This is a genomic window from Yinghuangia sp. YIM S09857 (assembly GCF_051388915.1).
Lineage (GTDB): Bacteria > Actinomycetota > Actinomycetes > Streptomycetales > Streptomycetaceae > Yinghuangia.
Window position 1 is genome coordinate 78,242 of record NZ_JBPKBH010000012.1, and the last position, 26,470, is coordinate 104,711.

General features: G+C 73.2%; 22 protein-coding genes. 13 read left to right on the top strand and 9 right to left on the bottom strand.

Annotation, left to right across the window (positions count from 1 at the left end):
* The 6 genes from ACRX5S_RS24635 to ACRX5S_RS24660 all read left to right on the top strand — a co-directional run.
* A partial coding sequence (locus ACRX5S_RS24635) for a response regulator transcription factor (protein WP_436775257.1) occupies positions 1 to 584 on the top strand: 584 nt, incomplete at its 5' end.
* Positions 585 to 658: 74 nt separating this feature from the next.
* Positions 659 to 2,287 (top strand): ATP-binding protein, encoded by a 1,629-nt coding sequence (locus tag ACRX5S_RS24640; protein WP_436775258.1) that lies wholly within the window; start codon positions 659 to 661, stop codon positions 2,285 to 2,287.
* A gap of 227 nt (positions 2,288 to 2,514) precedes the next feature.
* Complete coding sequence (locus ACRX5S_RS24645; RefSeq protein WP_436775259.1) at positions 2,515 to 2,940, top strand: hypothetical protein; 426 nt, start codon at positions 2,515 to 2,517, stop codon at positions 2,938 to 2,940.
* The gene (locus tag ACRX5S_RS24650) at positions 2,937 to 4,082 is read left to right on the top strand and encodes a peptidoglycan-binding protein (protein WP_436775260.1); all 1,146 of its coding nucleotides are present in this window, start codon (positions 2,937 to 2,939) and stop codon (positions 4,080 to 4,082) included. The genes ACRX5S_RS24645 and ACRX5S_RS24650 overlap by 4 nt, the downstream gene beginning before the upstream one ends.
* Positions 4,079 to 4,819: an ABC transporter ATP-binding protein gene (locus tag ACRX5S_RS24655; RefSeq protein WP_436775261.1), complete on the top strand. Its 741-nt coding sequence runs from the start codon at positions 4,079 to 4,081 to the stop codon at positions 4,817 to 4,819. Before ACRX5S_RS24650 ends, ACRX5S_RS24655 begins: the two co-directional genes overlap by 4 nt.
* Entirely contained in the window at positions 4,819 to 6,045 is a 1,227-nt protein-coding gene (locus ACRX5S_RS24660; RefSeq protein ID WP_436775262.1) for an ABC transporter permease, read from the top strand. The genes ACRX5S_RS24655 and ACRX5S_RS24660 overlap by 1 nt, the downstream gene beginning before the upstream one ends.
* 898 nt (positions 6,046 to 6,943) lie before the next feature.
* Here ACRX5S_RS24660 and ACRX5S_RS24665 read toward each other — a convergent pair.
* Positions 6,944 to 7,327, bottom strand: a complete 384-nt coding sequence (locus ACRX5S_RS24665) for a PPOX class F420-dependent oxidoreductase (RefSeq protein ID WP_436775263.1) — start codon at positions 7,325 to 7,327, stop codon at positions 6,944 to 6,946.
* 63 nt (positions 7,328 to 7,390) lie between these two features.
* On the opposite strand from ACRX5S_RS24665, the gene ACRX5S_RS24670 reads away from it, so the two are divergent.
* The 3 genes from ACRX5S_RS24670 (at position 7,391) to ACRX5S_RS24680 (ending at position 12,180) form a co-directional block, all read left to right on the top strand.
* Positions 7,391 to 7,831, top strand: a complete 441-nt coding sequence (locus ACRX5S_RS24670) for a MarR family winged helix-turn-helix transcriptional regulator (protein ID WP_436775264.1) — start codon at positions 7,391 to 7,393, stop codon at positions 7,829 to 7,831.
* A gap of 211 nt (positions 7,832 to 8,042) precedes the next feature.
* On the top strand, positions 8,043 to 11,291 hold the full coding sequence (locus ACRX5S_RS24675) for a SpoIIE family protein phosphatase (protein ID WP_436775265.1): 3,249 nt from the start codon (positions 8,043 to 8,045) through the stop codon (positions 11,289 to 11,291).
* Between the two features lie 25 nt (positions 11,292 to 11,316).
* Positions 11,317 to 12,180, top strand: coding sequence for an alpha/beta fold hydrolase (locus ACRX5S_RS24680; protein ID WP_436775266.1), 864 nt, complete (start codon positions 11,317 to 11,319; stop codon positions 12,178 to 12,180).
* A gap of 41 nt (positions 12,181 to 12,221) precedes the next feature.
* Here ACRX5S_RS24680 and ACRX5S_RS24685 read toward each other — a convergent pair whose 3' ends face one another.
* The 4 genes from ACRX5S_RS24685 to ACRX5S_RS24700 all read right to left on the bottom strand — a co-directional run bounded on the left by ACRX5S_RS24685 (position 12,222) and on the right by ACRX5S_RS24700 (position 16,321).
* Complete coding sequence (locus ACRX5S_RS24685) at positions 12,222 to 13,436, bottom strand: CaiB/BaiF CoA transferase family protein (protein WP_436775267.1); 1,215 nt, start codon at positions 13,434 to 13,436, stop codon at positions 12,222 to 12,224.
* Positions 13,433 to 14,584, bottom strand: a complete 1,152-nt coding sequence (locus ACRX5S_RS24690; protein ID WP_436775268.1) for an amidohydrolase family protein — start codon at positions 14,582 to 14,584, stop codon at positions 13,433 to 13,435. The genes ACRX5S_RS24685 and ACRX5S_RS24690 overlap by 4 nt, the downstream gene beginning before the upstream one ends.
* Positions 14,585 to 14,795: 211 nt before the next feature.
* Positions 14,796 to 15,932, bottom strand: a complete 1,137-nt coding sequence (locus tag ACRX5S_RS24695; protein WP_436775269.1) for a thiolase family protein — start codon at positions 15,930 to 15,932, stop codon at positions 14,796 to 14,798.
* Entirely contained in the window at positions 15,929 to 16,321 is a 393-nt protein-coding gene (locus ACRX5S_RS24700; RefSeq protein WP_436775270.1) for a Zn-ribbon domain-containing OB-fold protein, read from the bottom strand. The genes ACRX5S_RS24695 and ACRX5S_RS24700 overlap by 4 nt, the downstream gene beginning before the upstream one ends.
* An 89-nt stretch (positions 16,322 to 16,410) precedes the next feature.
* Between ACRX5S_RS24700 and ACRX5S_RS24705 the strand changes: the two genes are divergently transcribed.
* Entirely contained in the window at positions 16,411 to 16,866 is a 456-nt protein-coding gene (locus ACRX5S_RS24705; RefSeq protein WP_436775271.1) for a nitroreductase family deazaflavin-dependent oxidoreductase, read from the top strand.
* A 535-nt stretch (positions 16,867 to 17,401) separates the two neighbouring features.
* On the opposite strand, the gene ACRX5S_RS24710 is transcribed toward ACRX5S_RS24705, so the two are convergent.
* Positions 17,402 to 18,424, bottom strand: coding sequence for an LLM class flavin-dependent oxidoreductase (locus tag ACRX5S_RS24710; protein ID WP_436775272.1), 1,023 nt, complete (start codon positions 18,422 to 18,424; stop codon positions 17,402 to 17,404).
* 228 nt (positions 18,425 to 18,652) lie between these two features.
* The gene (locus ACRX5S_RS24715; RefSeq protein WP_436775273.1) at positions 18,653 to 19,555 is read right to left on the bottom strand and encodes an IclR family transcriptional regulator; all 903 of its coding nucleotides are present in this window, start codon (positions 19,553 to 19,555) and stop codon (positions 18,653 to 18,655) included.
* A 328-nt stretch (positions 19,556 to 19,883) separates the two neighbouring features.
* Here ACRX5S_RS24715 and ACRX5S_RS24720 point away from each other — a divergent pair, with 328 nt between their 5' ends.
* From ACRX5S_RS24720 to ACRX5S_RS24730, 3 genes are all read left to right on the top strand, one after another.
* Entirely contained in the window at positions 19,884 to 21,377 is a 1,494-nt protein-coding gene (locus ACRX5S_RS24720; protein ID WP_436775274.1) for an aldehyde dehydrogenase family protein, read from the top strand.
* A 262-nt stretch (positions 21,378 to 21,639) separates the two neighbouring features.
* Complete coding sequence (locus ACRX5S_RS24725) at positions 21,640 to 22,440, top strand: SDR family NAD(P)-dependent oxidoreductase (protein ID WP_436775275.1); 801 nt, start codon at positions 21,640 to 21,642, stop codon at positions 22,438 to 22,440.
* 58 nt (positions 22,441 to 22,498) lie between these two features.
* Positions 22,499 to 23,770: a cytochrome P450 gene (locus ACRX5S_RS24730; RefSeq protein ID WP_436775276.1), complete on the top strand. Its 1,272-nt coding sequence runs from the start codon at positions 22,499 to 22,501 to the stop codon at positions 23,768 to 23,770.
* Between the two features lie 105 nt (positions 23,771 to 23,875).
* Here the strand turns inward: ACRX5S_RS24730 and ACRX5S_RS24735 are convergent, their stop codons facing one another.
* Together ACRX5S_RS24735 and ACRX5S_RS24740 are read right to left on the bottom strand one after the other, a co-directional pair.
* Entirely contained in the window at positions 23,876 to 24,784 is a 909-nt protein-coding gene (locus ACRX5S_RS24735; RefSeq protein WP_436775277.1) for an NAD-dependent epimerase/dehydratase family protein, read from the bottom strand.
* A gap of 137 nt (positions 24,785 to 24,921) precedes the next feature.
* Entirely contained in the window at positions 24,922 to 26,025 is a 1,104-nt protein-coding gene (locus ACRX5S_RS24740; protein WP_436775278.1) for an ABC transporter substrate-binding protein, read from the bottom strand.
* Positions 26,026 to 26,470 lie beyond the last annotated feature (445 nt).

Consider the following 26,470-nt stretch of genomic DNA (forward strand, 5'->3'; position numbering starts at 1 on the left):
TCCGGGACGCCGCGCCGGACGTCGTCGTGCTCGACGTGGCGCTCGGCGTCCCCGGTGCCCCCGACGGACTGGCGGTGGCCGAACGGCTGCGCGCCGACGGTCGCGACGTCCCGGTGCTGTTCCTCACCGCGCGCGACAGCATCGAGGACCGGATCGCGGGGCTGACGGCGGGCGGGGACGACTACGTCACCAAGCCGTTCAGCCTGGAGGAGGTCGTGCTGCGGATCCGGGCGATCCTGCGCCGGACGCGGGCCCGGGAGGCGGAGCACACACGGACCGTGCTGGGCTATGCCGACCTGGAGCTGGACGCGGACGCGCACGAGGTGCGGCGCGCCGGGCGGCTCGTCGACCTGTCGCCGACCGAGTTCCGCCTGCTGCGCTACCTGCTGGAGAACGCCGGGCGGGTGGTGAACAAGGCGCAGATCCTCGACCGGGTGTGGCAGTACGACTTCGACGGGGACGGCCGCATCGTGGAGAGCTACGTCCACTACCTGCGCCGCAAGATCGACTCGTTGGGCACGCCCCTGATCCACACGGTCCGGGGCGTGGGGTACACGCTCCGGCTGCCGAGGGACGCGGGATGAGCGGGGCGGGCGGGGTAGGGAAGCCGGGGCCGTCAGGGGTGTGGCCGTCGAGGCCGCGGCAGCGACGGTGGCGGTTGCGACGCTGGCGGCGGTGGACGCTCCGCACCCGCCTTGCGGTCACCGCGTCCGTGCTCACCGCGGTCGCCCTCGTTGCGGCGAACGGCGCGGGGCTGGTCCTGCTCAAGTCGTACCTCATGGACCGGGTGGACCAGCAGCTCGCCACCGGCGTCTGGGCCGGTCCGCTGGACAAGGCCGCGGTGTCGCGCCTGGTCCGGGAGGCGTCCGAGGTGTCCCAGGACGCGGTGATCGGCGGTTCGGCGGCGCTGGACGGGCGCTTCGGCTCGCGCTCGCACCTCTACATGGTCGGGAACGACGGTTCGGTCCGCGGCCTGCCGGGAGGCCAGGGAGCGGCCGGACCGCGGCTGCCCGCTCCGGCGGAGTTGGCGGAGCATTCCGGCAAGGGTCCGTTCAGCGTGCCCGGCCAGGACGGCGGGGCCGACTGGCGGCTGAGCGTCCAGACCTCGGACGACGGCGCGACGCACCTGGTCGTGGCGGTGTCGCTGGCGAACGTCGATGCTACGTTCCGGCGTCTTCTCGTGATCGACGCCGTGGTCATGTCGGTGGTGCTCGGTGTGTTGTCGGCGGCGGCGTGGTTCCTGGTGCGGGTCGGCCTGCGGCCGCTGACGCGCATGGAGACGATCGCGGACGGCATCGCCGGCGGGGACTTCGCCCGGCGCGTCGAGGACGCCGATCCGCACACCGAGCCGGGACGCCTGGGCCTGGCCCTCAACGCGATGCTCGCGCGGGTCGAGGACGAGATCACCGCGCGCCGCGAGTCCGAGGCACGCCTGCGGAGGTTCCTGTCCGACGTGTCGCACGAGCTGCGTACGCCGCTCACCACCATCCGCGGGTTCGCCGAACTGCGGCGGCGCAGCGGCGTCCCCGACGAGGCGCTGGCGCGTATCGAGGCGGAGGCGGCGCGCATGGGCGTGCTGGTGGACGACCTGCTGCAACTCGCGCGGCTGGACGAACGCCCGGAACTCCGGTTCGCACCGGTCGACTTGCTGGAGGTCGCCGCGGACCTGGTGCGGGACCTGCACATCCGGCAGCCGGCGCGGACCGTACGCCTGACCGCCCTCGACGAGGACGAGCCGCTGTTCGAGCCGGTGGTGCTGGACGGCGACGACCTGCGGCTTCGGCAGGCGGTGTCCAACCTGCTCGCCAACGCCGTACGGCACACTCCGCCGGACGCGGCGGTCACCGTGCGCGTCGGCTTCGCGGCCCCTGCGCGGCTGCGTCCCGCGGTGTCGGGCGCCGGTCGGCCGCTGCCCGTTGATGTGCCGGTCGCGGTGGTCGAAGTGGCCGACGAGGGACCGGGGGTGCCGGACACGCACGCCCCGCACGTCTTCGACCGGTTCTTCCGCGGTACGTCGGCCACTGGCGGCGGAGGGGGGTCAGGACTCGGCCTGGCCATCACGGCGGCGCTGGCGGACGCGCACGGGGGTCGGGTCGAACTGGTGGTCGGTGACGTCGAGTTGGCTGAATCCGCCAACGTGTCGGCTCACCGGGGCGGTTCAGCCACGCCGCTCGCGCCCTCCCCTCGCGCTCCCGTGCCCGCTGCCGCCTCCCCCGGCGCGACGTTCCGCCTCCTCCTGCCCGCTCGCGTCGCGGGCCCGGACGATTCCCAGGCTCCTTTGAGCTGACGCCGAGGTCGCCCCCAGCCGCGGGCCGCAGCATTTCGGTCGGTGCGCAGCGGACGGAAACCGCCGTCCGGGCACCCGAACAACGAGGTGGCGGTATGAGGAAGTACAGGCAGGGGTCAGGGCGGACGTCCCCGCGCAGGATCCTGGCGGTGGTCGGAACGGTCGGAACGGTCGCCCTTGCCTTGGGAGCGACTGCCGGGTGCGGCGGGTCGGACGGTCCCCCGCGGGTGGCCTCGGTCGAGGGTGGTTCGGGCGGCGCGCCCTCCGGCGCCGCGGCGGTCGACGAGATCGCCCGCTCCCGGGAGTTCGCGCAGTGCATGCGCGACAACGGGGTCGCGATGGAGGACCCCGATCCGGGCACCGGCGAACTCGACTTCGGCACCATGCGCGACGGCGCCGACTCCGACACCCTCCGCACCGCGTTGGAGGCCTGCCGCGACAAGGCCCCGCAGGCGATCCAGAAGAACACCAGGCCCGACCCCGAAATGCTGGAATCCATGCGCAAGTTCGCGCAGTGCATGCGAGACGGCGGGGTGCCGGTCAACGATCCCGGCCCGGAGGGGCTCGGCAAGCCGTTCCCCACCGACGCCCCCGGGTTCGACGCCGCGATGGAGAAGTGCCAGGGCCTGCTGCGGCCGGGGAGCGGCAAGTGAGCGCGCGGCGTCGGGTCCGTGCGGGGATCGCGGTGACCGGGGTGGTGCTCGGCGCCGGGGCGATCGGTGCGGTGGCGACCGGTTCGATCGGCGGCGGCGAGGACCCGGGTACGCCCGCGGCGGCGGCCGGCCCGCCCGCCACGGCCACCGTGCAGCGGACCACGCTCACGCGTACCCAGACCGTCGCCGGAACGCTCGGCTACGGCACGCCGAGCACGGTCGAGCACCCGCAGCCCGGCGGCGGTGCCGCCCAGACCGCGGTGCCCGGCGGCCCGGCGGGCGGCACGGTCACCTGGCTGCCCGAGGCCGGGGCCGCGGTGGCGCGCGGGCAGAGCGCGTACGCCGTCGACGGGCGGCCCGTGCCGCTGCTGTACGGCACGGCTCCGCTCTACCGCACCCTGTCCGCGGGTACCGAGGGTCCGGACGTCGAGATGCTGGAGGCGAACCTGGTCGCGCTCGGCTACACGGGCTTCACCGCGGACGACACCTACACCTCGGCGACGGCGACGGCGACGCGCGCGTGGCAGGACGACCTCGGCCGTGCGGAGACGGGCACCGTCGCCCCCGGTGAGGCGGTGGTCGCGCCCGGGGAGCGGCGGGTCGCGGAGCGCAAGACCGAAGCCGGGCGGGCCGCGCCCGGGCCGGTCCTGACCTGGACCGGGACCGAGCGTACGGTCGCCGTCGCGCTGGAGGTCCGGTACGAGGACCTGGTCGGCTACGACGCCAAGGCGGTGGTCGAACTCCCGGACGGCACAAGCGTCGAGGCCCGGGTGACGCAGGTGGGCGTGGCGGCGTCCGCGCCTCCGCAGACCGGCGGTCCGGACGCCGCGGGGGCGCCGCAGCCGCCCGCGGTAGGCGACGCGACCGTCCCGGTCACGTTGGCGGTGGCCGACCAGGCCAAACTCGGCAAGTACCAGGCCGCGCCCGTGAGCGTGCAACTGGTCGCCGAGGTAAGGGAAAACGTCCTCGCGGTGCCGGTCAACGCGCTGGTCGCGCTGCGCGAGGGCGGGTACGCGGTCGAGGCCGTGGGCCCGGCGGGCACCGAATACCGGCCGGTCTCGCTCGGGATCTTCGTCGGCGGCAATGTCGAAGTCTCCGGCCCCGGTATCACCCAGGGTCTGGTCGTGGGGGTGCCCCGATGAGCGCGCTGGTCGAACTGGTGGGCGTGGAGAAGAAGTACGGCTCGCTCGCCGCGCTGCGCGGTGCGGACCTGACCATCGTGCGCGGCGAACTCCTCGCCGTCGTGGGGCCGTCGGGCTCGGGCAAGTCCACGCTGCTGAACATCATCGGAACCCTGGCGCGGCCCACCCGGGGAACCGTGCGCATCGGCGGCAACAGCGTGGCGGACCTCGACGACCGCGAACTGTCCGCGCTGCGCGCACAGACGATCGGCTTCGTCTTCCAGCAGTTCCACCTCTCGCCCGGGCCGGTCCTCGACAACGTCGCGGACGGCCTGCTCTACAGCGGCCGTTCGCGCCGCGAACGCCGCACGCTCGCCGAGGCGACGCTGCGACGCGTGGGCCTCGGACACCGCCTCGACCACGCCACGCAGCACCTGTCGGGCGGGGAGAAGCAGCGCGCCGCCATCTCACGCGCGGTGCTCGGCGACCCGCCGCTGCTGCTCGCGGACGAGCCCACCGGCGCGCTGGACTCGCAGTCGGGAGAGGTCGTCATGGACCTGCTGCGCGACCTCAACCGGGCGGGGACCACCGTCGTGGTCATCACCCACAACCCGGACATCGCCGCGTCGCTGCCCCGCGAAGTGCGGCTGCGGGACGGGCGAATCGAACACGACAGCGGCACGCCGCCGGGGGCCAGGCCACCGGGGCATCCGGCGGGGGCCGGGGGTGCGGTCGTGCGCGGGGACGGTGTCCGGTGATGCGGATCCGCCGGGGCGCCCCGCCCGCGACACCGCGGCCGCGGCCCGCCCGGATGCGCCTCGCCGACACGGTGCGCGTCGGCGGAGCGGGGCTGCGGGCGCGTCCCGCACGGGTGTTCCTGTCGGCGTTGGGGATCGCGATCGGCATCGCCGCGATGATCGCGGTGGTCGGTATCTCGTCGTCCGGACGCGAGGACCTCGCGCGGCGGCTCGACGTCCTCGGCACGAACCTGCTCACCGTCGCGCCGGGCCAGTCGTTCAGCGGCCCGGCCGCGCACCTGGCGCGCGACGCGGTCGACATGGTGGCCCGGATCGGGCCGGTCGAGTCGGTGTCGGCCATCGGGCGCACCGAAGCCAAGGTCTACCGCAACGACCGGATCGACCCGGCGCTGTCGGGCGGGATCGGGGTGTACGCGGCGCGCCTCGACCTGCCGGCGACCGTGCGTACGGCGGTGGTCGGCGGGGCGTGGCTGAACCCGGCGCAGGAGGCGTACCCGGCGGTGGTGCTGGGTCCCAAGGCGGCGCAGCGGCTCGGCGTGCATCGGCCCGGCCCGGACGTACAGGTGTGGCTCGGCAACCGGTGGTTCACGCTGGTGGGTCTGCTGTCCCCGACCCCGCTGGCACCGGAGCTGGACACCGCGGCACTGGTCGGCTGGCCGATCGCGGAGCGGGAGTTGGGCTTCGACGGGTACGCCACGACCGTGTACGCGCGGACCGTGCCGGCGTCCGTCGGCGACGTCCAGGCCGTCCTGGGCGCCACGGCCAACCCGGAGAACCCGAGCGAGACCGCGGTGTCCCGCCCGTCCGACGCCCTGGCCGCGAAGCAGGCCGCCGACGACGCGCTGGACGGCCTCCTCCTCGGCCTCGGCGCGGTGGCGCTCCTGGTCGGCGGCGTCGGCGTGGCGAACACCATGGTCATCTCGGTCCTCGAACGCCGGGCCGAAATCGGCCTCCGCCGAGCCCTCGGCGCCACCCGCGGCCAGATCCGCACCCAGTTCCTCGTCGAATCCCTCCTTCTGTCCACCCTGGGCGGCCTGGCCGGCCTCCTGGTCGGAACCGCGGTGACCACCACCTACGCCACCTACCGAACCTGGCCCCCCACGATCCCCCCGTGGGCCCTGGCCGGCGCCCTGGCCGCCACCCTCGCCACCGGCACTCTCGCCGGCCTCTACCCGGCGACAAGAGCGTCCCGGCAGCCTCCAACCGAGGCCCTGACCGCCCCGTGATTCCGGTCGCCCCCACACCGCCGCCGCTCGTACGCGCGGAAGCGCGGAAGCGCGGAAGCGCGGAAGCGCGGAAGCGCGGAAGCGCGGAAGCGCGGAAGCGCGGAAGCGCGGAAGCGCGGAAGCGCGGAACGGCGGAAGCGCGGAAGCGCGGAAGCGCGGAAGCGCGGAAGCGCGGAAGCGCGGAAGCGCGGAAGCGCGGAAGCGCGGAAGCGCGGAAGCGCGGAAGCGCGGAAGCGCGGAAGCGCGGAAGCGCGGAAGCGCGGAAGCGCGGAAGCGCGGAAGCGCGGAAGCGCGGAAGCGCGGAAGCGCGGAAGCGCGGAAGCGCGGAAGCGCGGAAGCGCGGAAGCGCGGAAGCGCGGAAGCGCGGAAGCGCGGAAGCGCGGAAGCGCGGAAGCGCGGAAGCGCGGAAGCGCGGAAGCGCGGAAGCGCGGAAGCGCGGAAGCGCGGAAGCGCGGAAGCGCGGAAGCGCGGAAGCGCGGAAGCGCGGAAGCGCGGAAGCGCGGAAGCGCGGAAGCGCGGAAGCGCGGAAGCGCGGAAGCGCGGAAGCGCGGAAGCGCGGAAGCGCGGAAGCGCGGAAGCGCGGAAGCGCGGAAGCGCGGAAGCGCGGAAGCGCGGAAGCGCGGAAGCGCGGAAGCGCGGAAGCGCGGAAGCGCGGAAGCGCGGAAGCGCGGAAGCGCGGAAGCGCGGAAGCGCGGAAGCGCGGAAGCGCGGAAGCGCGGAAGCGCGGAAGCGCGGAAGCGCGGAAGCGCGGAAGCGCGGAAGCGCGGAAGCGCGGAAGCGCGGAAGCGCGGAAGCGCGGAAGCGCGGAACGAGCACACGATCGACGACGCCCCTATCTCCGTCCCGCCCGCCGCGGCCTCCGCGCGCGGGTCGCCGCAGACGGCACCTCGTCCTTGGGCTACTGCGAGGTGGTGCGGGTGGGGCGGACCACCAGGACGACGCGGCGGGGGGCGTCGCCTACCGGCTTGTCGTAAGGCAGGCCGTAGCGGGTGGCCAGGACGTCGAAGAAGTCGCCGGTGGGGTCGGGGTCGACGCGTTCCACCACGCCGCGTATCTCCAGGTAGCGGTAGGGGCGGTCGGGGTCGTTGAGGGAGACGGAGACCCGGGGGTCGGCGAGGACGTTCTTGTGTTTGCGGCGGTCGGTCGTGGTGGTGAAGCGGAGGAACTCGCCGTCCCACACGGTCCACACGGGGTTGACGTGCGGGGCGCCGTCGGGACCGAGCGTGGCGAGGTGGCAGAACAGCGGGCGGTCGAGCAGGTCGGCGTGCGTCTCTGGGATCATGTGCGGCACAGTATCAAAGGTTTGATACTCGTCAAGGTCTGAATGGGTGCGTAGGCTGAGTGCATGAGCATGCCCGCCGATCAGCGCCTCGGGCTCGACGTGAAGCGCGCCGAGCAGACCCTGCTCGCCGCGAAGAGTTCGGCCGTGCGCGCCGCCGGGCTCACCGTCCCGCAATACGCCGCGCTGCTTCTGCTCTCCGACAACCCCGGCATGTCCGCCGCGGCGTTGGCCCGCGGCTGCATGGTCACCCCGCAGGCCATGACAGCCCTGCTCAAGACCCTGGACGAACGCGGCCTGGTCACGCGCACGCCGCACCCCTGGCACCGGGCGATCCTGGAGACCCGGCTCACCCCCGACGGCGCGAAAGCGCTGCGCACCGCCGACAAGGGCGCGGTCGCGATCGAGCAGCGGATCTCGGACGCCTTCACCCCCGAGGAGCGGGACACGCTACGCTCGCTGCTCGCCCGCTTCTGCCAGGCGGTGCAGGAGGACGACGCGTCCTAACCGTCGGCGGCGAACTGCGCGACGGCAGGGCCGCGTTCGGGACGCCGCCCGTGTTTGCCGCGGATGCGGGTCGGTGCGGGGTGCGCCGGGCCGTACGGGTGAAGGCGGCCGGGTCATCCGCACGGGCGGCCTGCCGGTCCGGCATGTCACGTGTGTAATGGTGATGCTTCGGTACGTTTTGTTCGTCCAGCCCGTGGATCTGGAGGGCAGTGTGGCACGCCCGACGCCTCCGCCGAACCGGCCCGGCCCGCGCGGGGCCGGCGGTGGAGACGGCGCCGCGCCCGCGTCCGAGGATCCGCCCGGCGAGGGCGGCGGCGCGGATGCGCTCAGATGGGCGGTCCTCGCGGAGACCGACGACCTCAGCGAGGCCGAGGTGCTGCGGCTGGCCGCGCAGCAGGCGACGTCCGCGATCGGCGCGGCCGTGGGGCTGGTCCACCTGCGCGGTGCGGAGCCCGGCACACTGCGGCTCGCCGCGGTGGCGGGACTGCCCGCCCGGATGGCCAGGTCGTGGGAGCTTCTGCGCCACGCGCCCGCGGAGCCGTACGGCGTCGCGCTCGAACGACGCCGTGCCGCGTGGCACGACACCCTCCCCGCGGCCGTCGCGGCCGACCCGCAGTGGGAACGCTGGGCACGGACCGGCATGTTGTCCGTGCCGGTGGAGGTGCACAACGTACCCGTCGGCGTGCTCTCGGTGTTGGCGTCGCGGCGGCCCGCGCCCGACTGCGAGGCGTTCCTGCTGCGCCTTGCGTCCCTGGTCGGACGCCTGCTGCGCAACGCCCGCCGCTGGCATTCGGGCACCGCGCCGTGGTGGCAGGAGCCGCTGACCGAGCGGCGCGAGGTGATGAAGCAGGTCGCCGTCGGGACGTGGAGCTGGAACCTGGCCACCGGCCTGCTCGACATCGACGGTGCGACGCACCACATGCTGGAGGCCGCGGGCCTCGACCCCGACTCGTGGGACCGCCGGATCGAGACCTGGATGACGCGCATCCACCCGGACGACCGGCCGGGCGTCCAGGAGGCGATCGACCAGTCGATGCGGACCGGCGAGACGTACGCGGTCGAGTACCGGGTGCTGGGCGGCGGCGACCGGATCAGTTGGCTGGAGCTGCGCGGCACGTTCGAGTACGACGAAACCGGCGCCCCCGTCCGCATGGTCGGCACCGCCTGGGACGTCACCGCCCGCCGCGACAAACTCGACTGGCTGGTCGGCGTCCTCGAACTGCACCCGGACCCGATCCACGTGATCGACGCCGCCGACCGCGTGCAGTGGGCGAACAAGACCGCCCGGGACATGGCGGGTGACAGAAGCGCCGACCTCGTCGGCGCGCCCCTGTGGGACACCGTGGAGGAGTTGCGCGACCAGGGCCTGAAGGAGCTTTTCGCCCGGGCCCGCGCGACACCGGGAGCACCCATGACCGCCGAGGTGGAGGCGCGCCCGAGCCGCCCGCGCCGGCTGCACCCCGACCGCGGTGGGCAGAGCGCGTTCCTGGTGGTACGCGCCGTCCAGATCGGCGGACTCGTCACCGTGCAGTGGGCGGACATCACCGACGCACGCCGCGCCGAGCGCGAGACCGCCGAACGCCTGCGCAGGGTAATGGAGTTGAACGCCGCGCTGGTGCGTGCGCTGGACACCGACGACGTGGTCGGCGTGGTGACCAGCCACCTGCTGCCGATGTTCGGGGCCCAGGGCTTCCTGCTGCACGACCTGACCGGCTCACGGCCGCGCCTGATCGCGTCCAGCGGCTATCCGGCCTCGTTCGTGGCGGAGCTGCGCGAGCGAGCGGGCGGCGCGGGGCAGGGCGGCCACGAGCTGATCGCCACGGACGCCGCGCGGTGGCTGCCCTCGGCGGCCGAGGCCGGCGGGCCGTTCGCCGACGAGCTCCGCGAACTCGCCCAGGCCACCGGCAAACAGGCCTGGGCGGTGCTCCCGCTGCGGGTCGCGGGGCGACTGGTCGGCTCGTGCGCGGTCGCCTGGTCGCGGTCCCACCCGTTCAGCGCGGACGACGAGGCGGTGACCGCCAACCTGGCCACCCTCATCGCGCAAGCTCTGGAAAACGCCCGGCTGTACGAACAGGCCCGCAATCAAGCCGAACGCCTTCAACAGGAGCTGCTGCCGGGCGAGTTGCCCACGGCCTTCGGGGTACACACGGCCGCGCGCTACCAAACCGCTCCGGGACACGAGTTCGGCGGCGACTGGTACGACGTCGTTCCGCTGCCCGGCGGCCGCGTCCTCGCGGTGATCGGCGACGTGATGGGGCACGGGCTCGAACAGGCGATCACCATGGGCATCATCCGCCACGCGGTGCTGGCGATCGCGGCCCTCGACACCCCCGTGGACGAGCTGATGGCGCGGCTCAACGACGTGGTGGCCCGGCTGAGCTCCGACGCGGACGGCCAACTGGTTTACGCCACCAGCCTGTTCGCGGTGCACGACGCCACCACCGGGCTCTGCCGCATCGCCAGCGCGGGCCATCCGCCGCCGGTCGTCCTCCGGCCGGACGCGGCTCCGGTTTCCCTGGAAGTGCCGGCCGGTCCGCCGCTGGGGCTCGCGCAGGTCCCGGCCGAGGTCGTGGAGATGACGCTCGAACCCGACTCCGTCCTGGTCTTCTACACGAACGGGCTGCTCGGCGCCGGAGGCGCGGACGCCGCCGGACTGGAGGATCGCATCGCCCGATACCGTGACGCGGCAGGTGCGTTCGGCGCGGTGGCGGACCGGTCGGCGTGGCTGGAGTCGCTGTGTGATGCCCTGTCCGAGGAACGTGGCGGAAATCGGCCCGGGGAAAGGGCCAGGGAAAGCTCCATGGAAGGGTCCGAGGAAAGCCCCGAGGAAGGGTCCGGGGAAACGTCCGGGAATCAGCCCGGGAAAGGATCCGCGGACCGGTCGGCGAACGCGAGCCCCGACGACGCCGCGCTGCTCGTCCTGGGCACGGAGCCCTTCGCTGCCGGGCGGACCGCCGCATGGGATCTCCCTTGGTCCCCTGAATCGGCTGGCAGGGCACGGGAGTTGACGTCATCGGTCCTGAAGTCCTGGGGTTTGGAGGAGCTTGCGGACGCGGCCACGCTCGTGGTCAGCGAACTCGTGGGCAACACGGTGCGGCACGCGGTGGGGCTCGGGGCGGAAACGGAGCCGGGTCCGGGCGTGGAGGCGGGCGCGGCGGCGGCGGCCGATGGCCCGGGTGTCATCCGGTTGCGGCTGCTGAACCTGTCGGAGGCCGCCCCCGGCCGACACGATGATGCGGCAGGGCCGGTGCCGGCGGCGACTGTCGTGTGCGAGGTGTACGACGGGTCGGAGGCCACTCCCCGCGTACGACACCCCAGCCTCGACGACGAGTTCGGACGCGGCTTGCAACTGGTCGCGATGATGGCCGACCAGTGGGGCGCCCGTTTCACCGAGTCGGGCAAGTGCATCTGGGCCGCTCTGCGCACCTCCCCCGCCACGCCCGGCCTGTCACCTTTGTGACAGTGCGGGTGGGTACGCTCAGGCCATGGAGATCGACGAGATCGACCTGACCACCGGCGACGGCCGCGTCCTGCACGTCTACGACACAGGCGCGGACCCCGGCGCCGACCTCCTCGCGGTGTTCTGGCACCACGGCACGCCCAATATCGGCCCGCCGCCGCGACCGCTGTTCCCGGCCGCCGTCCGACACAGGATCCGCTGGGTGGGCCACGACCGACCCGGGTACGGCGGCTCGACCGCGCTCCCCGGCCGCGACGTCGCGTCGGCGGCCTCCGACATCGCGGTCGTCGCGGACGCGCTCGGCATCGACCGCTTCGCGGTCATGGGCCACTCCGGCGGCAGCCCCCACGCCCTGGCCTGCGCCGCGCTGCTCCGGGACCGGGTGTGCGGTGTGGTGGCGGGTGCCTCACTCGCCCCGTTCGACGCCGAAGGGCTCGACTGGTACGCCGGCATGGGCGAGTCCTCCGCGGCCTCCCTGCGCGCCGCGGCGGCCGGACGCGCGGCCAAGGAGACCCACGAGGCGAACGCCCGCTACGACCCCGAGATGTTCACCCCCTCCGATCACGCGGCGCTTGCCGGAACCTGGTCGTGGTTCAACGAAGTCGTCGGCCCTGCCGTGGAGTTCGGCACGGGGCCGCTGATCGACGACGACCTGGCGTTCGTGTCCCCCTGGGGTTTCGACCCGGCCGCCATCACCGCGCCCCTCCTCGTCGTGCACGGCGAGCAGGACCGCATCGTCCCGCCCGCACACGGCAAGTGGCTTGCGCGGCACTGCCCGACCGCCGAGCTACGGCTGTCCGCGGACGACGGCCATGTCTCCGTCCTGGACCAGGCCCCGGCGGCCCTTGCCTGGCTCCGCGACCATGCGGCGGGCAGCCCGGACGCGTAGGTCGCGTAGGTCGCGACCCCGTCCCGACCGGAGACGCCGCCTCACAGCAGGTCCCCGGCGACCTTCATCGCGACGATGTCGTCCCAGGCGCGGCCCAGTTCGCCGACTATCTCGTCGCCGTGCTCACCGTGTTCCGGGGCGCGGCGGAGGGTCTGCGGCACGTCGTCGAACTGGGCCGGGCTGGCGACCAACGGGAACACCCCTTCTGGGCCCTCGACTTCGACCAGGTAGCCATTGGCCTGGACCTGCGGGTCGGACGCGGTCTCTCCGGCGGAGCGTACGGCCGTCCACGGGATCGGCAGATCGGCGAGCACGTTCGACCATTCGGCGAGCGGCCGGGACGCGAACACCGCGTCCAACTCCGCAATGCACGCGCCGGCGTTGGCGGCCAACGCGGCACTGTCCTGGAAGCGCGGGTCGGAATTGAGGTCGTCGCGGCCGAGTGTCGCGCACAGTTTTGCGAAGGAGCCTTCGGTGAGTACGCCGGAGAGGTAGATGTACCTGTCGTCGGCGGTGCGGTAGGCGTTGACGAGCGGGTTGCGGGCGTCCGCGTGCCGGAAGCGCGGGATCGCGTCGACACCGTAGAGCTGCGCCGCGACCGCGTTCGGCGACATCACCCACATCGCCGACGAGAGGAGCGAGACGTCGACCACGGCGCCCGCGCCGGTGCGTTCGCGGCGGAAGAGCGCCGCGGCGATCGCGCCCGCGAGGAAGCCGCCCGAGGTGAGGTCGCCGAACGCCGGTGACACGAGCGGCACGAACTCGTCGGCCACCTGGGACGCCGCGTGGCCGACGCCCGCGCGGCTCCAGAAGTCGGTGATGTCGTAGCCGCCCCGGTCGCGCTCGGGTCCCCGGTCGCCGTGGCCGGTGGCCCGCGCGTACACGAGCGCGGGGTTGACGGCGTGCAGGTCGGATGCGTCCAGACCGAACCGGCCGCGAGCGCCGGGCAGCAGGTTGGTGATGAACACGTCGGCCTCGCGCACGAGATCGTGCAGGACGCCCCGGCCGGCGGCGGACGAGACGTCCAGCCCGATGCAGCGTTTGCCGCGGTTGAGGATCTGCCACATGAACCGCACGCCGACGTCCTTGTCCGGCAGCGCGGCCACGGGGTTGCCGTTCATCGGGTCGGCGGTGCGCGGCGGCACGACCTTGACGACGTCGGCGCCCCAGTCCGCCAGGACGGCCCCGGCGGACGGCGCGAACGCGTACATCGCCACCTCGACGACCTTGACGCCTTGCAGCAGGTCGTACGTCATACGCCCAGCAGCTTCCGCATGTTCGTCTCCGCGATCTTCAGCGCGTCCTCGTCGGCGACGTCCGCGAGGGCTTCGGCGAGTTCGGTGCGATTGTTGGGCCAGCGCCCGTCGCCGTGCGGGAAGTCGCCTTCCCAGAGCAGGTTGTCGACCGGGACGTCCCCCAACGACTTGAGCGCGAACCGTTCGTCGACGAGGCAGACGAAGAGGTGCTCGGCGAAGCGCTCGCGAGGCGGCCGACTGCCCATGCCGGCCTGGCCGATCGTCAGGTCGCGGCCCAACCGGCCGTCGTGGAAGGTCTTTTCGGCGCGTTCCAGGAGGTACGGGATCCACCCGGCGCCGCCCTCGGAGAGGATCACGCGGAGCCCGGGGAAGCGGTCCAGCACGTCCGACATGAGCCAGTCGGCCGCCGCCATCATGGAGTTGACGCCGTTGAGGGTCACGAGGACGCCCGCCGGAGCGTCGTCGGAGGTGGTGACCAGCCGCGAGGAACTGCCGATGTGCTGGCAGACCGGCAGCCGTGCCTCGTTCAGGAACGCCCAGAGCGGGTCCCAGTGTTGCGTGTGCAAGGACGGAAGCCCCAGCACCGTGGGGTTCTCCGAGAAGGCGATCGCCTTCGCGCCCTTGTCCGCCACGCGCTTCGCCTCGGCCACCGCGAGGTCGATGTCGAACAGGGGCAGAATCGCGGCCCCGTAAAGGCGGTTGGGGTCGGTCGCGCACCACTCGTCCAGCAGGTAGTCGTTGTACGTGCGCAGGAAAACCAGCCCCGCGTCGAGGTCGTCGACCCCGAGGAAGAACCGGTGCCCGGCGAAGCGCGCGAAGTTGGGGAACGTGAGCTGCCCCCACACGCCGTCGATGTCCATGTCCGCGAGCCGGTGCACGGGGTCGTGGCAACCGGGCCGGATCTCCTCGAAGTTGGCGGTGCCGGGGGCCGGCGGGTAGCCGGTCTCGGGGTGCCCCGGGAGCGGGCGGCAGCTTCCCATGGGGATGTGGGTGATCTGGTCGTTGTAGAGCCACGCGTCACGGCCGTCGATCTGGACGACGCGCGGTGCGCGGTCCCGGTACGCGGCCGGAACGCGGTCCACCCACAGGTGCGGTGGCTCGATCATGTGGTCGTCCGCGGAGATGAGTTTGGCGCCGTCGGGAAGCACGATGAGGGCTTGCCTTTCTCTGTGGGGACTTGGGGATGCGCTCTGTTGGGGGCTTTGTGCTGCGTTCTGCGCGGGCATTGGGCTGGGCTCTGCGAGGGGTTCGGAGGTTGCGCTCTGCGAGGGGTTCGGAGGTTGGGCTCTGCGGGCGTTGAGCTGCGCTCCGCGGTGACTGCGGCTTGGGCGTGGGACGGGCGGCGTGTGTGCGTGGCGGTCAGAGCGCGAGGAGCAGGCTTGAGGTGAAGTCCTCGGCGCCACTGGACACGACGGCGACGTGCGGCCGCGGTTCCACCTGCCGACCGTCGGCGTCGCCGCGGAGTTGGCGGCAGGCCTCGTACAACCCGCCGAACCCGTGCATGCGTCCTGCGGACAACTGCCCGCCACCGGTGTTGAGCGGCAGGACACCGTCCAGGGCGATGCGATGGCCACCCTCGACGAACCGGCCGCCCTCGTTGCGGGGGCAGAGGCGGAGTGCTTCGAGCCAGCGGACGGCGAGCACGGAGAAGCCGTCGTAAAGCTGTGCCACGTCGACGTCTTCGGGCTTCAGCGTGGTCCGCGACCACATCATGTCGGCGGCCTGGTCGAAGCCGGAGGCGGATCCGATGGCCTGGATGGTGACGGCGCGTCCGGAGTCGACGCCACCGCCACCGCCCCGCCTGCGTGAGACGACGAACGCGATCGAGCCGTCCACGGGGACGTCGCAGTCGTACAGGCAGAGCGGGTCGGAGATCATCCGGGCGCCGAGGTAGTCGTCGAGGGTCATGGGGGTCCGGTAGACGGCCTCCGGGTTGCGTACGGCATTGGCCCTGGCGGTCACGGCGATCTGGCCCAGTTGTTCGCGCGTGGAGCCGCTGTCGTACAGGTATCGCTGCGTCAGGAGGCCGCCGTACGTGGAGTATCCGGCTCCGTAGGGGGCCGTCCACTGGGTGCGCTCGCGCGCCGCGCTCGCGGCCACGGTCGCGGACCGGCTGCCGCGTTCGGCCTGGGCACTGGACTCCCAGACCGTACGGAAGCACAGCACGTGCTCGGCGAGTCCGGCGGCGACGGCCAGCACGGCGTTGACCACCGCGCCGAGTTGGCCGGGGAGTTCGCTGCCGCCGGTGTACCAGCGCAGGCGCAGGCCGAGCAGAGCACGTACGTCGTCGACGCCGGCGCCGGTGATGCCCGGGGTCGAGCCCATGGCGCCGGGGTAGGTGGACAGGCCGTCGATGTCGGCGGGGGTGAGCCCGGCGTCGGCGATCGCGGCGAGGGCGGCGTCGGCGGTGAGGCGCCACGGATCGGTGCCGAGTCGGCGGCCGATACGGGACGCGCCGACGCCGGTGATGGCGGCGTACTCCTCGGGCGGCTTCATGGGCGGAACACGGGTATGAACGCGCGGCCGGCCGGTTCGAAGTGCACCGTGACCGGCATGCCGATGTGCACCGCGTCGACGGGGCAGCCGACGACCGCGCTCATCAACCGCAGCCCTTGCTGCTCGGGGAGCTCCACTTCGGCGAGGACGTACGGGGGGTCGAGCTCGGGCGTCCAGCGGTGGCGGTTGACGGTGAACGAGTGGACGCTGCCTTTGCCGCTCACCGGCGCGAACGCGATGTCGGCGCCGTGGCATCGCGGGCAGAGCGGGCGCGGCGGGTGCTGGTAGGTCCCGCACGCGCCGCAGCGCGCGATGCGCAGGACGCCGTCGGCGCCCGACTGCCAGTATTCGGCGGTGCGTTCGGTCAGCGCGGGCTCGGGACGGTGCATGTCTCTCCTCCCCGTGGGTTGATGGTATTGCATCATGGTGATGGTATTTACTCAATCACCTGTCCGAGCACACAGACCAGAGGAGGGGCATGAACGACCCCGCACCGGGCGACGCGACCTACCGCGCGCCGGATCTGACGCTGGTGGGAGCCGAGCACGTACGCCGCTACCGCGAGACGGGCGGCGAAGTCGGCTACGAGTGGAACGGCGTGACCGCGCTGCTCCTGACCACGACCGGGCGCACGAGCGGCGAGCCGAGGACGTCGGCACTGATCTTCGGCGCCGACGGGGACCGTCTGGTGGTCGTCGCCTCCCAGGGCGGCGCACCGACGCACCCGCAGTGGTACCGGAACCTGCTGGCGCAGCCGCGCGTCCAGGTCCAGGTGAAGGACAAGAGCTTTGCGGCCGTCGCGAGGACGGCGGAGGGCGCGGAACGCGATCGGCTCTGGGGTTTGATGACGGGCCTGTGGCCCAACTACGACGCCTACCAGGAACGGACGGAACGGCGGATTCCGGTGGTGGTGTTGGAGGCGGTGGAAGGGTAGAGGAGGCCGCGGCGCCGGAGCATTGGCCGACGCGGGCGGGGACCGGGCGCGGACCGGGTCGGGCGCGGACCGGGCGCGGACCGGGCAGTGGTCGAACGCGGCCGGGCACTGGTCGGGCGCGGGTCGGGCGCGGGTCGGGCGCGGGTCGGATCGGTCGGGCGCGGGGGCGAGCACGGGCCGGGCCGGGCCGGGCACGGGCCGGGTCAGGTCGGGCGCGAGTCAGGCGCGGGTCGAACGCGGACCGTGCACGGGTCGGGCACGGGCCGGGCACGGGCCGGGTCGGGCCGGGCACGGGCCGGGTCGGGCCGGGCACGGGCCGGGTCGGGCCGGGCACGGGCCGGGTCGGGGCGGGCACGGGCCGGGTCGGGCACGGACGGCGCGAACCGGGGGCGGGCCGGGCCGGGCACGGGCCCGGCGCGGGCACGGCCCGGGTCGGGGCGGGCACGGACCGGCGGCGGTCGGGACCGTGGCGCGGCGATCGGATGTGCGGGTTGGCGGCCGAACTTGGCACCTGGTGCCGGGCGGCCGCCGGCCCTCACACGGCCGGGACCACGTCCTCCAGAAGGCGCAGTGCCGTGGCGTGGGGGTCGGGGCCGCAGGGGCAGAGGATCAGGTGTTCGGCTCCCGCGGCCGCGAACGCCCTCAGCCGTGCCGCAACTTCGTCGGGCGTTCCAGCCGCGGCGACGCGATCCAGGATGGCTTCGGCGTCCTGGCGGAAGGTGCCGCCGAGGAAGTCCAGCATGTGCTTGCGTGCTTCCCCGGTGGTGTCGGCGACGCTGGTGAACACATACGCGTACCACCCGAAGCCCGCAAGGTCGCGCCCCACCTTGCGGGCCTCGTCGTGGATGTCGCGCGCGGCCCGGGCATAGCGCTCGGGCGAGTAGAGGTACGGCATCCAGCCGTCGCCGAGCCTGGCCGCGCGGCGGATCGCGGGCGCACGGCGGCCGGTCACCACGAGCGGCGGGCCGCCGGTGCGGGCCGGTGCCGGGTGAATGCGTACGTCCCGAAACCGGTGGTGCGGGCCGTCGTGGGTGACCGGTGCGGCCGTCCAGAAGCGTCGCAGCAGCGGGATCATCTCGTCCGCGCGGGCGCCGCGTTCGGCGAGCGGGACCTCGCAGGCGGCGAAGTCCGCCGGGTACTCGCCGCCGACCCCCACGCCCACGGTGATCCGGCCGCCGGACGCCCGGTCGAGGTCGGCGAGCTGCTTGGCGAGCAGGCCCGGCGGATACAGCGGCAGGGCGAGCGTCGCGGTGCCCACCGCGACGCCTGCGGTCTGCTCGATCAGCCGCGCGAGCCACACCAGCGGCTCAGGACTGGGATTCACCGACGCAACGTGCCCGCCCACCCACAGCGACCCCGCCCCCGCGGCCACAAGCTCGGCAACCTCCCCCGCCGCCTCCGGAGCCACAAACCCCACCCGCACCCCACCCGCCGGCGTCGCGGCACTGGACGTGCGCCACGTGGCGCCCGGCGAAGCGACCGCCTCGGGCTCGGCCCCCGCCCCCTGCCCGACCACCGGCACCGCCTCGGGCTCGGCCCCCATCCCCTGCCCGACCACCGGCTCAGCCGCTCCATCGCAACGATCGGACTCCGCCCGCGAGATCCCGCCGCCGGCAACGCCCCCGCCCTGTCCCATCCTCCGCCCGCCCCTTCCATACCTCGGGAACGTCCGCAAAAACCCGAAGGTGCCGGACACACCCCCCAATCACCCGAACCAACGAGACCCCGCGGCGAGTTCGACAACACGTTCGACCGGCCCCGGGCCTCGACTCGACGGGACCCGGGCTCAACTCCTGGTCCGGACCCGGCCGCCGATGTTTCGGGTGGCCCGTTCCGCCGCAGTGCGCAATTGCTCGCCGAGCGCCGCCACTTCACCAGGTGTCAGGTCATAGTTGGGGCCGAAGACCATGATCTTGGCGACGACGTTGCCGAGGACGTCGAAAACCGGGGCGGAGCACTGCAACATGCGCACGGGGCGGTCGGCGTCCAGGTCGGTGGGCAGGTATTCGCTGTGGGTGAGTTCGACGACGACCTCGTCGCGCACCCGACGGGCCTCCTCGGCGTCCGGAGTGTTGGCGAGGGTGGCCAGGGCCTCGTGGAGTTCGGGGTTGCGCGGGGTGGCGACGGTGACGCTGTAGCCGCGCGTGCGGATCGCGTCGAGGGCGGCGCGGTAGCGGGCGCGGGCGGCCTCGCCGAGCGGGGCCGCGGCGGCGTCCAGCCAGGCTTCGACGCCCGCGTCGTCCGCCCAGGCGACGAAGCCGGTGCCGAACGGCGGGGCCAGCCTGATGGCCTGGCCGACATGGCCGCGTACCGCGAACGGGGCGCCGTGGTCGAAGACTTCCACCACCCGGATCTCGTCGCCGGTGCGCACCGAGACGCCGACGCAGGTACCGGTGTCCTTGGCCAGCCCCTCGGCCTCGTGTCCGGTCACGGCCAGCGCGGAGTTGATGCTGCGGGCCGCCTCGCCGACCGCGATGCACGCGGGGCCGAGGCGGTAACGCAGGTCGCCGTCGCCGCGTACCGCGTACCCCCGTTCGGCGAGTGCGAGCAGGACGGTGTGGCAGCTCGCGCGCGGCATGTCGAGGATGCGCGCGACCTCGCTGACCGTCATCGCCTCGCTGGGTTCGGCGGCCAGGGTTTCCAGGATGTCGACGGCGCGCAGCACCGCGGGCGAGGCGACCAGAGGCATGGGGACTCCTTGACAAGCGATGTCAGCTCGACGCTAGTATCGCAGCAGTCTCGCTAATATACTATTAGCCGCCGCCCGGGTTGGTCACTCGCAACCGTATGTCCCCGGGCACGTTCCCCAGGGCGGCTCGCGACCGACACCGCAGACCTGACCGTTCAGACCCGGCCCTCAGACTCGGCCCTCAGACCTGGTCCTCAGACCTGATCCTCGGACCCGACCCCGCAGACCTGCCCCCCGCAGACCGACCCCTGCGGACCTGCTCCCCGAAGACCTGACCACGCCGGCAACGCACCGACGCCTTCGACGAACACGACACCGGAGACCGACCGTGGCGGACCACCCCGAAGTCGCACAACTGTACGTGGACGGAAAATTCGTCGACGGCCGCGCGCCGGCCTTCGCCGTGGAAGACCCGGCGACCGAGGAGGAGTTCGCGCACTCCCCCGCGGCCGCCCCCGAGCAGTTCGACGAGGCGGTGGCCGCGGCGCGACGCAGCTTCGACGCGGGTGTGTGGGCCTCCGTGCCGCTGCCCGAGCGCGTACGCGTGCTGTCCGCGATGGCGGACGTCCTCGACGGCATGCGCGACGACCTGGTCCGCACCGTCGTGCGCGAGACCGGCACCCCGGTGCGCATCGCCGGCCTGATGCAGGTCGACATGGCCCTGGAGCAGGCCCGGCAACTCCCCGCGCTGCTGGCCACGTTGCCCGAGTGGGAGCACAACGAGCTGCCCCTGGAGTCGCACATCGCCGGGGCGACCGGGCGGGATGTCCTCACCAGCGTCCGACGGTACGAGCCCTGCGGCGTGGTGGCCGCGATCACGCCGTACAACTTCCCGCTGCAACCGGCCGTGTGGAAGGTGTTCGCCGCGCTCGCCGCGGGCTGCTCGGTGGTCCTGCGTCCGAGTCCGCTCACCCCCCTGTCGGTCCTCGCCTTCGGGGTGGCCGCCGACCGCGCCGGGCTGCCGCCGGGCGTGCTCTCCGTCGTCCCCGAACCGGGCGCCGAGGGCGCCGAACTCCTCACCTCCGACCCGCGCGTCGACTGCGTGTCGTTCACCGGGTCCACCGCGATCGGCCGCCGAATCGCCGCACAGGCCGCCCCGACCGTCAAGCGCCTGGTCCTCGAACTCGGCGGCAAGTCCGTGCAGTTGTACCTACCGGACGCGGTGCGCAACGTCGCCGCCGGAGTCGGCACCGTCTTCGCCTCGCACGCCGGGCAGGCGTGTTCGGCGCAGTCGCGCGTCCTGGTCCCCGCCGACGCCCTCGACGCCGCCGTGGAGCAGGCCTGCGCGGTGGCCCGCGCGTTGCCCGTCGGCGACCCCCAGGACCCCGCGACCGTCGTGGGCCCCCTCATCTCCGCCGCCCAGCACGACCGCGTCACCGGCCTGGTGGACGAGGCGGTACGCGCGGGCGCGCGCCTCGCCGCGGGGGGCCGCCGGCCCGAACACCTCCCGCGCGGCCACTACCTCGAACCGACCGTGCTCGTGGTCGACGACAACGCCAACCCGGTCGCGCAGCAGGAGGCGTTCGGGCCGGTGGTGAGCATCCAGGGCTACCGCGACCTCGACGAGGCGGTGGCGATCGCCAACGACAGTGAGTACGGCCTGTCCGGCGGCGTCTACAGCGCGGACGTCCGGGCCGGGCTCGACGTCGCCCGCCGCATCCGCGCCGGCACCGTGCTGGTCAACCGGCCGTCCGCCAACGCGTACACGCCGATGGGCGGCATCAAGCAGTCGGGCATCGGACGTGAGCGCGGCGTAGCCGGACTGCGCGAATACCAGGAGATCCAACACCTGGTCCTCGGCCCGCTCGACACCGCCGGCTAGCACCGCCGACCAGCACCACGGGCTGGGTCGTGTCCGTCGGACTTTGTGCCGCTCCCGGTCTCCGGTGCCGTGCATCGCTCGCGGGGCCTGGCGGCCCTCTCAAGCGCAGGCCCGAAGCTCGTACTCAGTCGTACTCGCAAGGGTCCGCGACGCCGCGAGGCGCGGTGTCCAGGGGCTGGGAGCGGCACAAAGATCCGGCGGACACGGCCCGGCTCCGCTCCATCCGCCCCACCCGTATGCCACCGAACGTTGGGAGAACACAGTGCTGCTGGACGGCAAATCCGTCGTCGTCACCGGAGCCGGATCCGGCGTCGGGCGCGCGTCCGCGCTCCTTTTCGCCGCCGAGGGCGCCCAGGTCGTGTGCGCGGACGTCCGCGAGGACTGGGCCGCGGAAACGGTCCGCCAGATCGCCGAGGCGGCCGCCGAGGCACCCGGAGCCAAGGGCACCGGAGTTGCGCTGCGCTGCGACGTCACCGTGGCGGCCGACGTCGACGCCGCCGTCGCCGCCGCGGTCGAGCGCTTCGGGCGCCTGGACGTGATGTTCAACAACGCGGGCATCGCCACGCCCGTCTTCGGCATGCGCACCGAGGACCACACGCTCGACCAGATCGACGCGCTGCTGGCCGTCAACATCCGCGGGATCGTGCTCGGCTGCCAGGCGGCCGTAAGGCAGTTCCGGGCCCAGGGGGGCGGCGGTGTCATCGTGAACACCGGCTCGGTGGCCGGGATGGTCGGCTGGGGCGGCACCGTCTACGGGGCCACCAAGGGCGCGGTCAACCAGCTGACACGCGGCGTGGCCGTGGAATGCGCGGCCGACGACATCCGCGTCAACGCGATCTGCCCGGCCGCGATGCCCGCCACGAACTTCATGGTGCCGGACGCCTCGACCGGTTCGCAGGGCATCGCCGAGGAGGAGGCGCGCGCGGTCGGCGCGGCGCATCCGCTCGGCCGTCCGATCACCGCGGAGGACTGCGCCGCGGCGGCGCTCTTCCTCGCCTCCGACGCGGCGCGCAACATCACCGGCGTCCTCCTGCCCGTGGACGGCGGGTTCGTCGCGCAGTAGCGGACACCGGAGCCCGGCCGCGGAACCCCGACGACAGACGACAAGGACGGTCACCACCATGGCGACAGACGTCGACGATCTCGACCCGGTCCGCATCAAGGAGTTGTTCGACCTCCGCAGCGGCATGAACGAGCACAGCGGCGCCGGCTACCGCGACGACCCCTACCCCGTCTGGCACCGCCTCCGCGAGGAGGCGCCGGTGCACCGCGGGATCGTGCACGAGCTGACCGGCTACGCGGGCCCGGCGTTCTTCCAGGGTCTGCCGCATCCCGAGCGGGAGCACTTCTCGGCCTTCACGTACGCGGCGTGCGACGCGGCGTTCCGCGACGAGACGGTGTTCGTGTCCTCCGAAAGCGCCGCGGACGGGCGGGAGTTCGAGCACGGCGTGGCGGGCCCGCAGAGCAGCATCCTGTACATGAACGGCAAGGAGCACCGCCGCTACCGGGGCCTCGTGCAGCCGTCGTTCGTGCCGCCGCGCGCGAAGTGGTGGATCGAGAACTGGATCACCACCACGGTGAACGCCCTCATCGACCACTTCGCCGCGTCCGGCCGCGCCGACCTCAACACCGACTTCTGCGCGGCGATCCCGACCCTGACGATCACCGGCAGCCTCGGCATCCCCGCGTCCCAGGCGCTGGACCTGCGGGCCTCGATGATCCCCGGCCAGATCGACACGGACGCGTTCGCCCGCATCGTGGCCCCGGTGGTCGCGGCGCGCCACGAGGCACCGGGCGACGATCTGATCAGCGTCCTGGTCGAGGCCGAGTTCACCGACGAGGACGGCGTCGCGCACCGGTTGTCCGACGCGGAGATCATGTCGTTCGCGTACCTGCTCCTGGTGGCCGGGTCGGGCACGACCTGGAAGCAGATGGGCATCACCCTTGCCGCGCTCCTCGCGCGCCCGCGGATCCTGGACGCGGTACGCGAGGACCGCGCGCTGCTGCGCCCCGCCATCGAGGAGTCGCTGCGCTGGATGCCGACCGACCCGATGTTCTCCCGCTATGTCGCGCGTGACATCGAGTTCCACGGCATGGAGCTGCCGCGCGGGTCGGTGATCCACCTGTGCATCGGCGCCGCCAACCGCGATCCGCTGCGCTGGGACGCGCCCGACGAGTACGACCCGACCCGGCCCGGACGCTCGCACCTCGGCTTCGGCCGCGGCCCGCACGTCTGCCTCGGCACGCACGTGGCCCGGGCCGAGATGGCGGTCGGGATCGGCGCGCTCCTCGACCGGCTGCCGAACCTGCGCCTGGACCCCGAAGTGGAGCCGCCGACGTTCATCGGCATGTACGAGCGCGGCGCGACCGAGATCCCGGTGGTCTTCGGCTGATCCCCCGCGCCCGGAGCGCCCGGACCGGGGCACGCGCAGTGCCCGGCCGGGCGCTGCGGGCCGCCCCGGCCGCCCCCGGCCGACCGGCCGCGTGGTCGGTCGGCCTCACGCCGTCTCGTCGTGGATCCGCCGGATCCCCGTGCGCCAGTCCACCGCGCACGGCCCGGTGATCGACCGCCGGCGCGTCGGGTCGAGGACCTGGCCGCGCAGGGTGCCCGGCTGCTCGCGTACCTCCACCGTGGCGCCCTTGCCGGTCAGTTCGCCCATGTAGGCGGCCCACTCCTGGACGCTGACCGGCTCGTCGCCGCCCCAGTTGACGACGGTCGCCGGGACGGACGCGGCGCCGAGCAGCGCCTCGGTCTGGGTGTTGATGTCGTCCTGGTGGATGGGGCTGTACATGCACGGGTCCCAGCGGGTGACGACGGGCTCCCCGGCGCGCACCGCCGCGAGGTGGATGCCGGGCAGGCCGCCGTTGCCGTAGGAGCCGTACGACGCGTTCATCCGCGCGATCACGACCGGCAGGTCGAACGCCCGGGCGCAGTAGCGGGCGACGGCCTCCTCGGCGGTCTTGGACACCGAATACGTCTGGGCGTACGCGATGTTCGCGTCCCCGAGCGGCGCGTCCTCCCGGTACACATGGTGCGGGTCCTCGTGCGGCTTGAGCACCGACGCCGTCGACATCACGAGCGCGGCCTTGGCCTTGCGGCAGTGCTGGAGCAGCAGTCCGGTGCCCTCCGCGTTGACGCGCAGGGCGTGGTCGTAGTCCAGGCCCTCGCCGAGGAACGCGGCGAGGTGCAGCACGTAGGTGAAGTCGTCCGGGAGTCCGTCGAACTCCCCGGAGGCGAGGTCGACGCGGCGCGTGGTGACGCCGAGGGCGTCGACGCGCTCGCGCTCGCCGGGCGTCCCGAAGCGGGCGATCCCCCAGACCTCGTTGTCCCGCGCCAGGTACTGCGTCAGGGGGAAGGCGATCTGCCCCGCCGGGCCGGTGACCAGGATCTTTTCGCCGGACAACATGGGTTCCTCCTCGGGACGGAGCCGCCCGGCCGGAGCGCCGGGCGGCGGGTGCCGCCCCGATCATGAACCCGGGACCCGAAGAAGTACACGGCCGTCCGCGCGGACCACCCGGGATCCCGGAGACCACTGGACGGAGGTCAGTGGTCCTCGGTCGCCTCGTACAGCCCCGCGAACTCCAACGCGCCGTTGCGGACGCGTCCGAAGTGCAGCCAGTCGCCCTTGAACATCTGGTGGTCGTACGGTCCCCCGGCGATGTGCGTGTTCGGGCCGCCGGTCACCGCGGGCATGAACCGGATGCGCTCCAGGCCCTCCTTGACGCCGGGGCCGGTCAGCACGGTGGCGCGGTGCAGGGCCTCGGCGACGGCGGCGGCCATGTCGTACGCGAGTCCGGGGATGGCGTTCGGCCACATCCACGGGTCCTCGCCGTAGCGGGCGACGAAGCGCTCGTGGAAGCGGTGCATGCGCGGGTTCTCGGGGCACCACTGGTCGATGCCGACCCAGCCTTCGAGCTGCTCGAAGCCCCAGATGTACTGCATGAACGCGGTGGTCATGATGCGCGGCGGGTCCCAGTCGAGCTTCTCCAGCGCCTCGCGCACCGCGCCGGAGACGACCAGGCCGCCGTAGCCGAGCCAGGCGAGCGCGTCCGCGTTGGCGTCACGCAGAATGCGGAACTTGGCGGCGAGTTCGTCGGTGGTCGTGGCGTTGGTGGTCATCTCGACGGCGGCGACGGAGATGCCGTTCCGGCGGCACTCCTGGCGGAAGAACCGGAAGTACTCCTCGCCGATCGGTGACCACGGCGCGAGCACGGCGACGCGGCGGTGGCCTTCGCGCCTCAGCCAGTTGACCATCAGGGCCGGGTCGCCGCCGACGTCGCCGTTGCCCATGCGGAAGCAGTACTCGCCGTGGAACGCGTCGGTCCCGGCCATGCTGATCAACGGCACCTGGCTCTCGTTCGCGTGCGCGGCGAGCGCCATCGCGGAGTCGGTGTAGTTGGCGCCGACCACGGCCAGGCAGCCCGCGTCGACGAGCCGGTGGAACGCCTCGACGCCGCCGCGTGCGGTGCCCTGCGGGAGCCCGGCGTCGTCCTCGTACAGGAACTCGTAGCGGCGGTCCAGCACTCCGCGCTCGATTGCCTCGTCGAACGCGAGGGTGATCTCGCGCTCGAACCGCCGCCATTCCATGCCGAGCCAGCCGACACGGATGGGCGCGAGCTTCAGCCAGCGGTCCTCGATCGATGTCACGGGTGCCTCTCCTCGCCGGTGGGTGCGCTGCCGGGGGACGTGCCGCGGTGCCGTTCAGCGGTGCCGTTTCGCCGTGCCAACTTCGTCGTGCCCTGCCACGCGCGCGGTGTGCCACCCGCGTGTCTTGCCACCCCACGCGGGCTGCCGCGCGGTGCGTGCGGCGGTGGTCCCCGGTGCTCCCCGGGACCTCCGCTGTTCGAGAACGCGGTTTCAGAATGTCAAAATGCTATCGGCCTAGCTGTAATCGTAGCGATCGATTCGAGTCCCCTGTCAAGAGCGCCCACCCCGGACGCACCCGCCGAACACGGCACGCTTCAGCGCGGGAAGAAGTCGACTTGCCGCCGAACCCGGCGTCGGGGCCGGTCACTTGCGAAGGTCGGAGGCCGCCACCCGGCGCCGCAGCGCCGATCCGACGTGACGAGGCCCGGGCGCGGGGGGGGGGGGG

Bases quoted from the DNA above. Each gene is read 5' to 3' on its own strand.
- ACRX5S_RS24655 (WP_436775261.1), top strand. From the start codon at position 4,079: ATGAGCGCGCTGGTCGAACTGGTGGGCGTGGAGAAGAAGTACGGCTCG.
- ACRX5S_RS24660 (WP_436775262.1), top strand. From the start codon at position 4,819: ATGCGGATCCGCCGGGGCGCCCCGCCCGCGACACCGCGGCCGCGGCCC.
- ACRX5S_RS24665 (WP_436775263.1), bottom strand. From the start codon at position 7,327: ATGATCCCAGAGACGCACGCCGACCTGCTCGACCGCCCGCTGTTCTGC.
- ACRX5S_RS24670 (WP_436775264.1), top strand. From the start codon at position 7,391: ATGAGCATGCCCGCCGATCAGCGCCTCGGGCTCGACGTGAAGCGCGCC.
- ACRX5S_RS24680 (WP_436775266.1), top strand. From the start codon at position 11,317: ATGGAGATCGACGAGATCGACCTGACCACCGGCGACGGCCGCGTCCTG.
- ACRX5S_RS24685 (WP_436775267.1), bottom strand. From the start codon at position 13,436: ATGACGTACGACCTGCTGCAAGGCGTCAAGGTCGTCGAGGTGGCGATG.
- ACRX5S_RS24695 (WP_436775269.1), bottom strand. From the start codon at position 15,932: ATGAAGCCGCCCGAGGAGTACGCCGCCATCACCGGCGTCGGCGCGTCC.
- ACRX5S_RS24700 (WP_436775270.1), bottom strand. From the start codon at position 16,321: ATGCACCGTCCCGAGCCCGCGCTGACCGAACGCACCGCCGAATACTGG.
- ACRX5S_RS24705 (WP_436775271.1), top strand. From the start codon at position 16,411: ATGAACGACCCCGCACCGGGCGACGCGACCTACCGCGCGCCGGATCTG.
- ACRX5S_RS24715 (WP_436775273.1), bottom strand. From the start codon at position 19,555: ATGCCTCTGGTCGCCTCGCCCGCGGTGCTGCGCGCCGTCGACATCCTG.
- ACRX5S_RS24730 (WP_436775276.1), top strand. From the start codon at position 22,499: ATGGCGACAGACGTCGACGATCTCGACCCGGTCCGCATCAAGGAGTTG.
- ACRX5S_RS24735 (WP_436775277.1), bottom strand. From the start codon at position 24,784: ATGTTGTCCGGCGAAAAGATCCTGGTCACCGGCCCGGCGGGGCAGATC.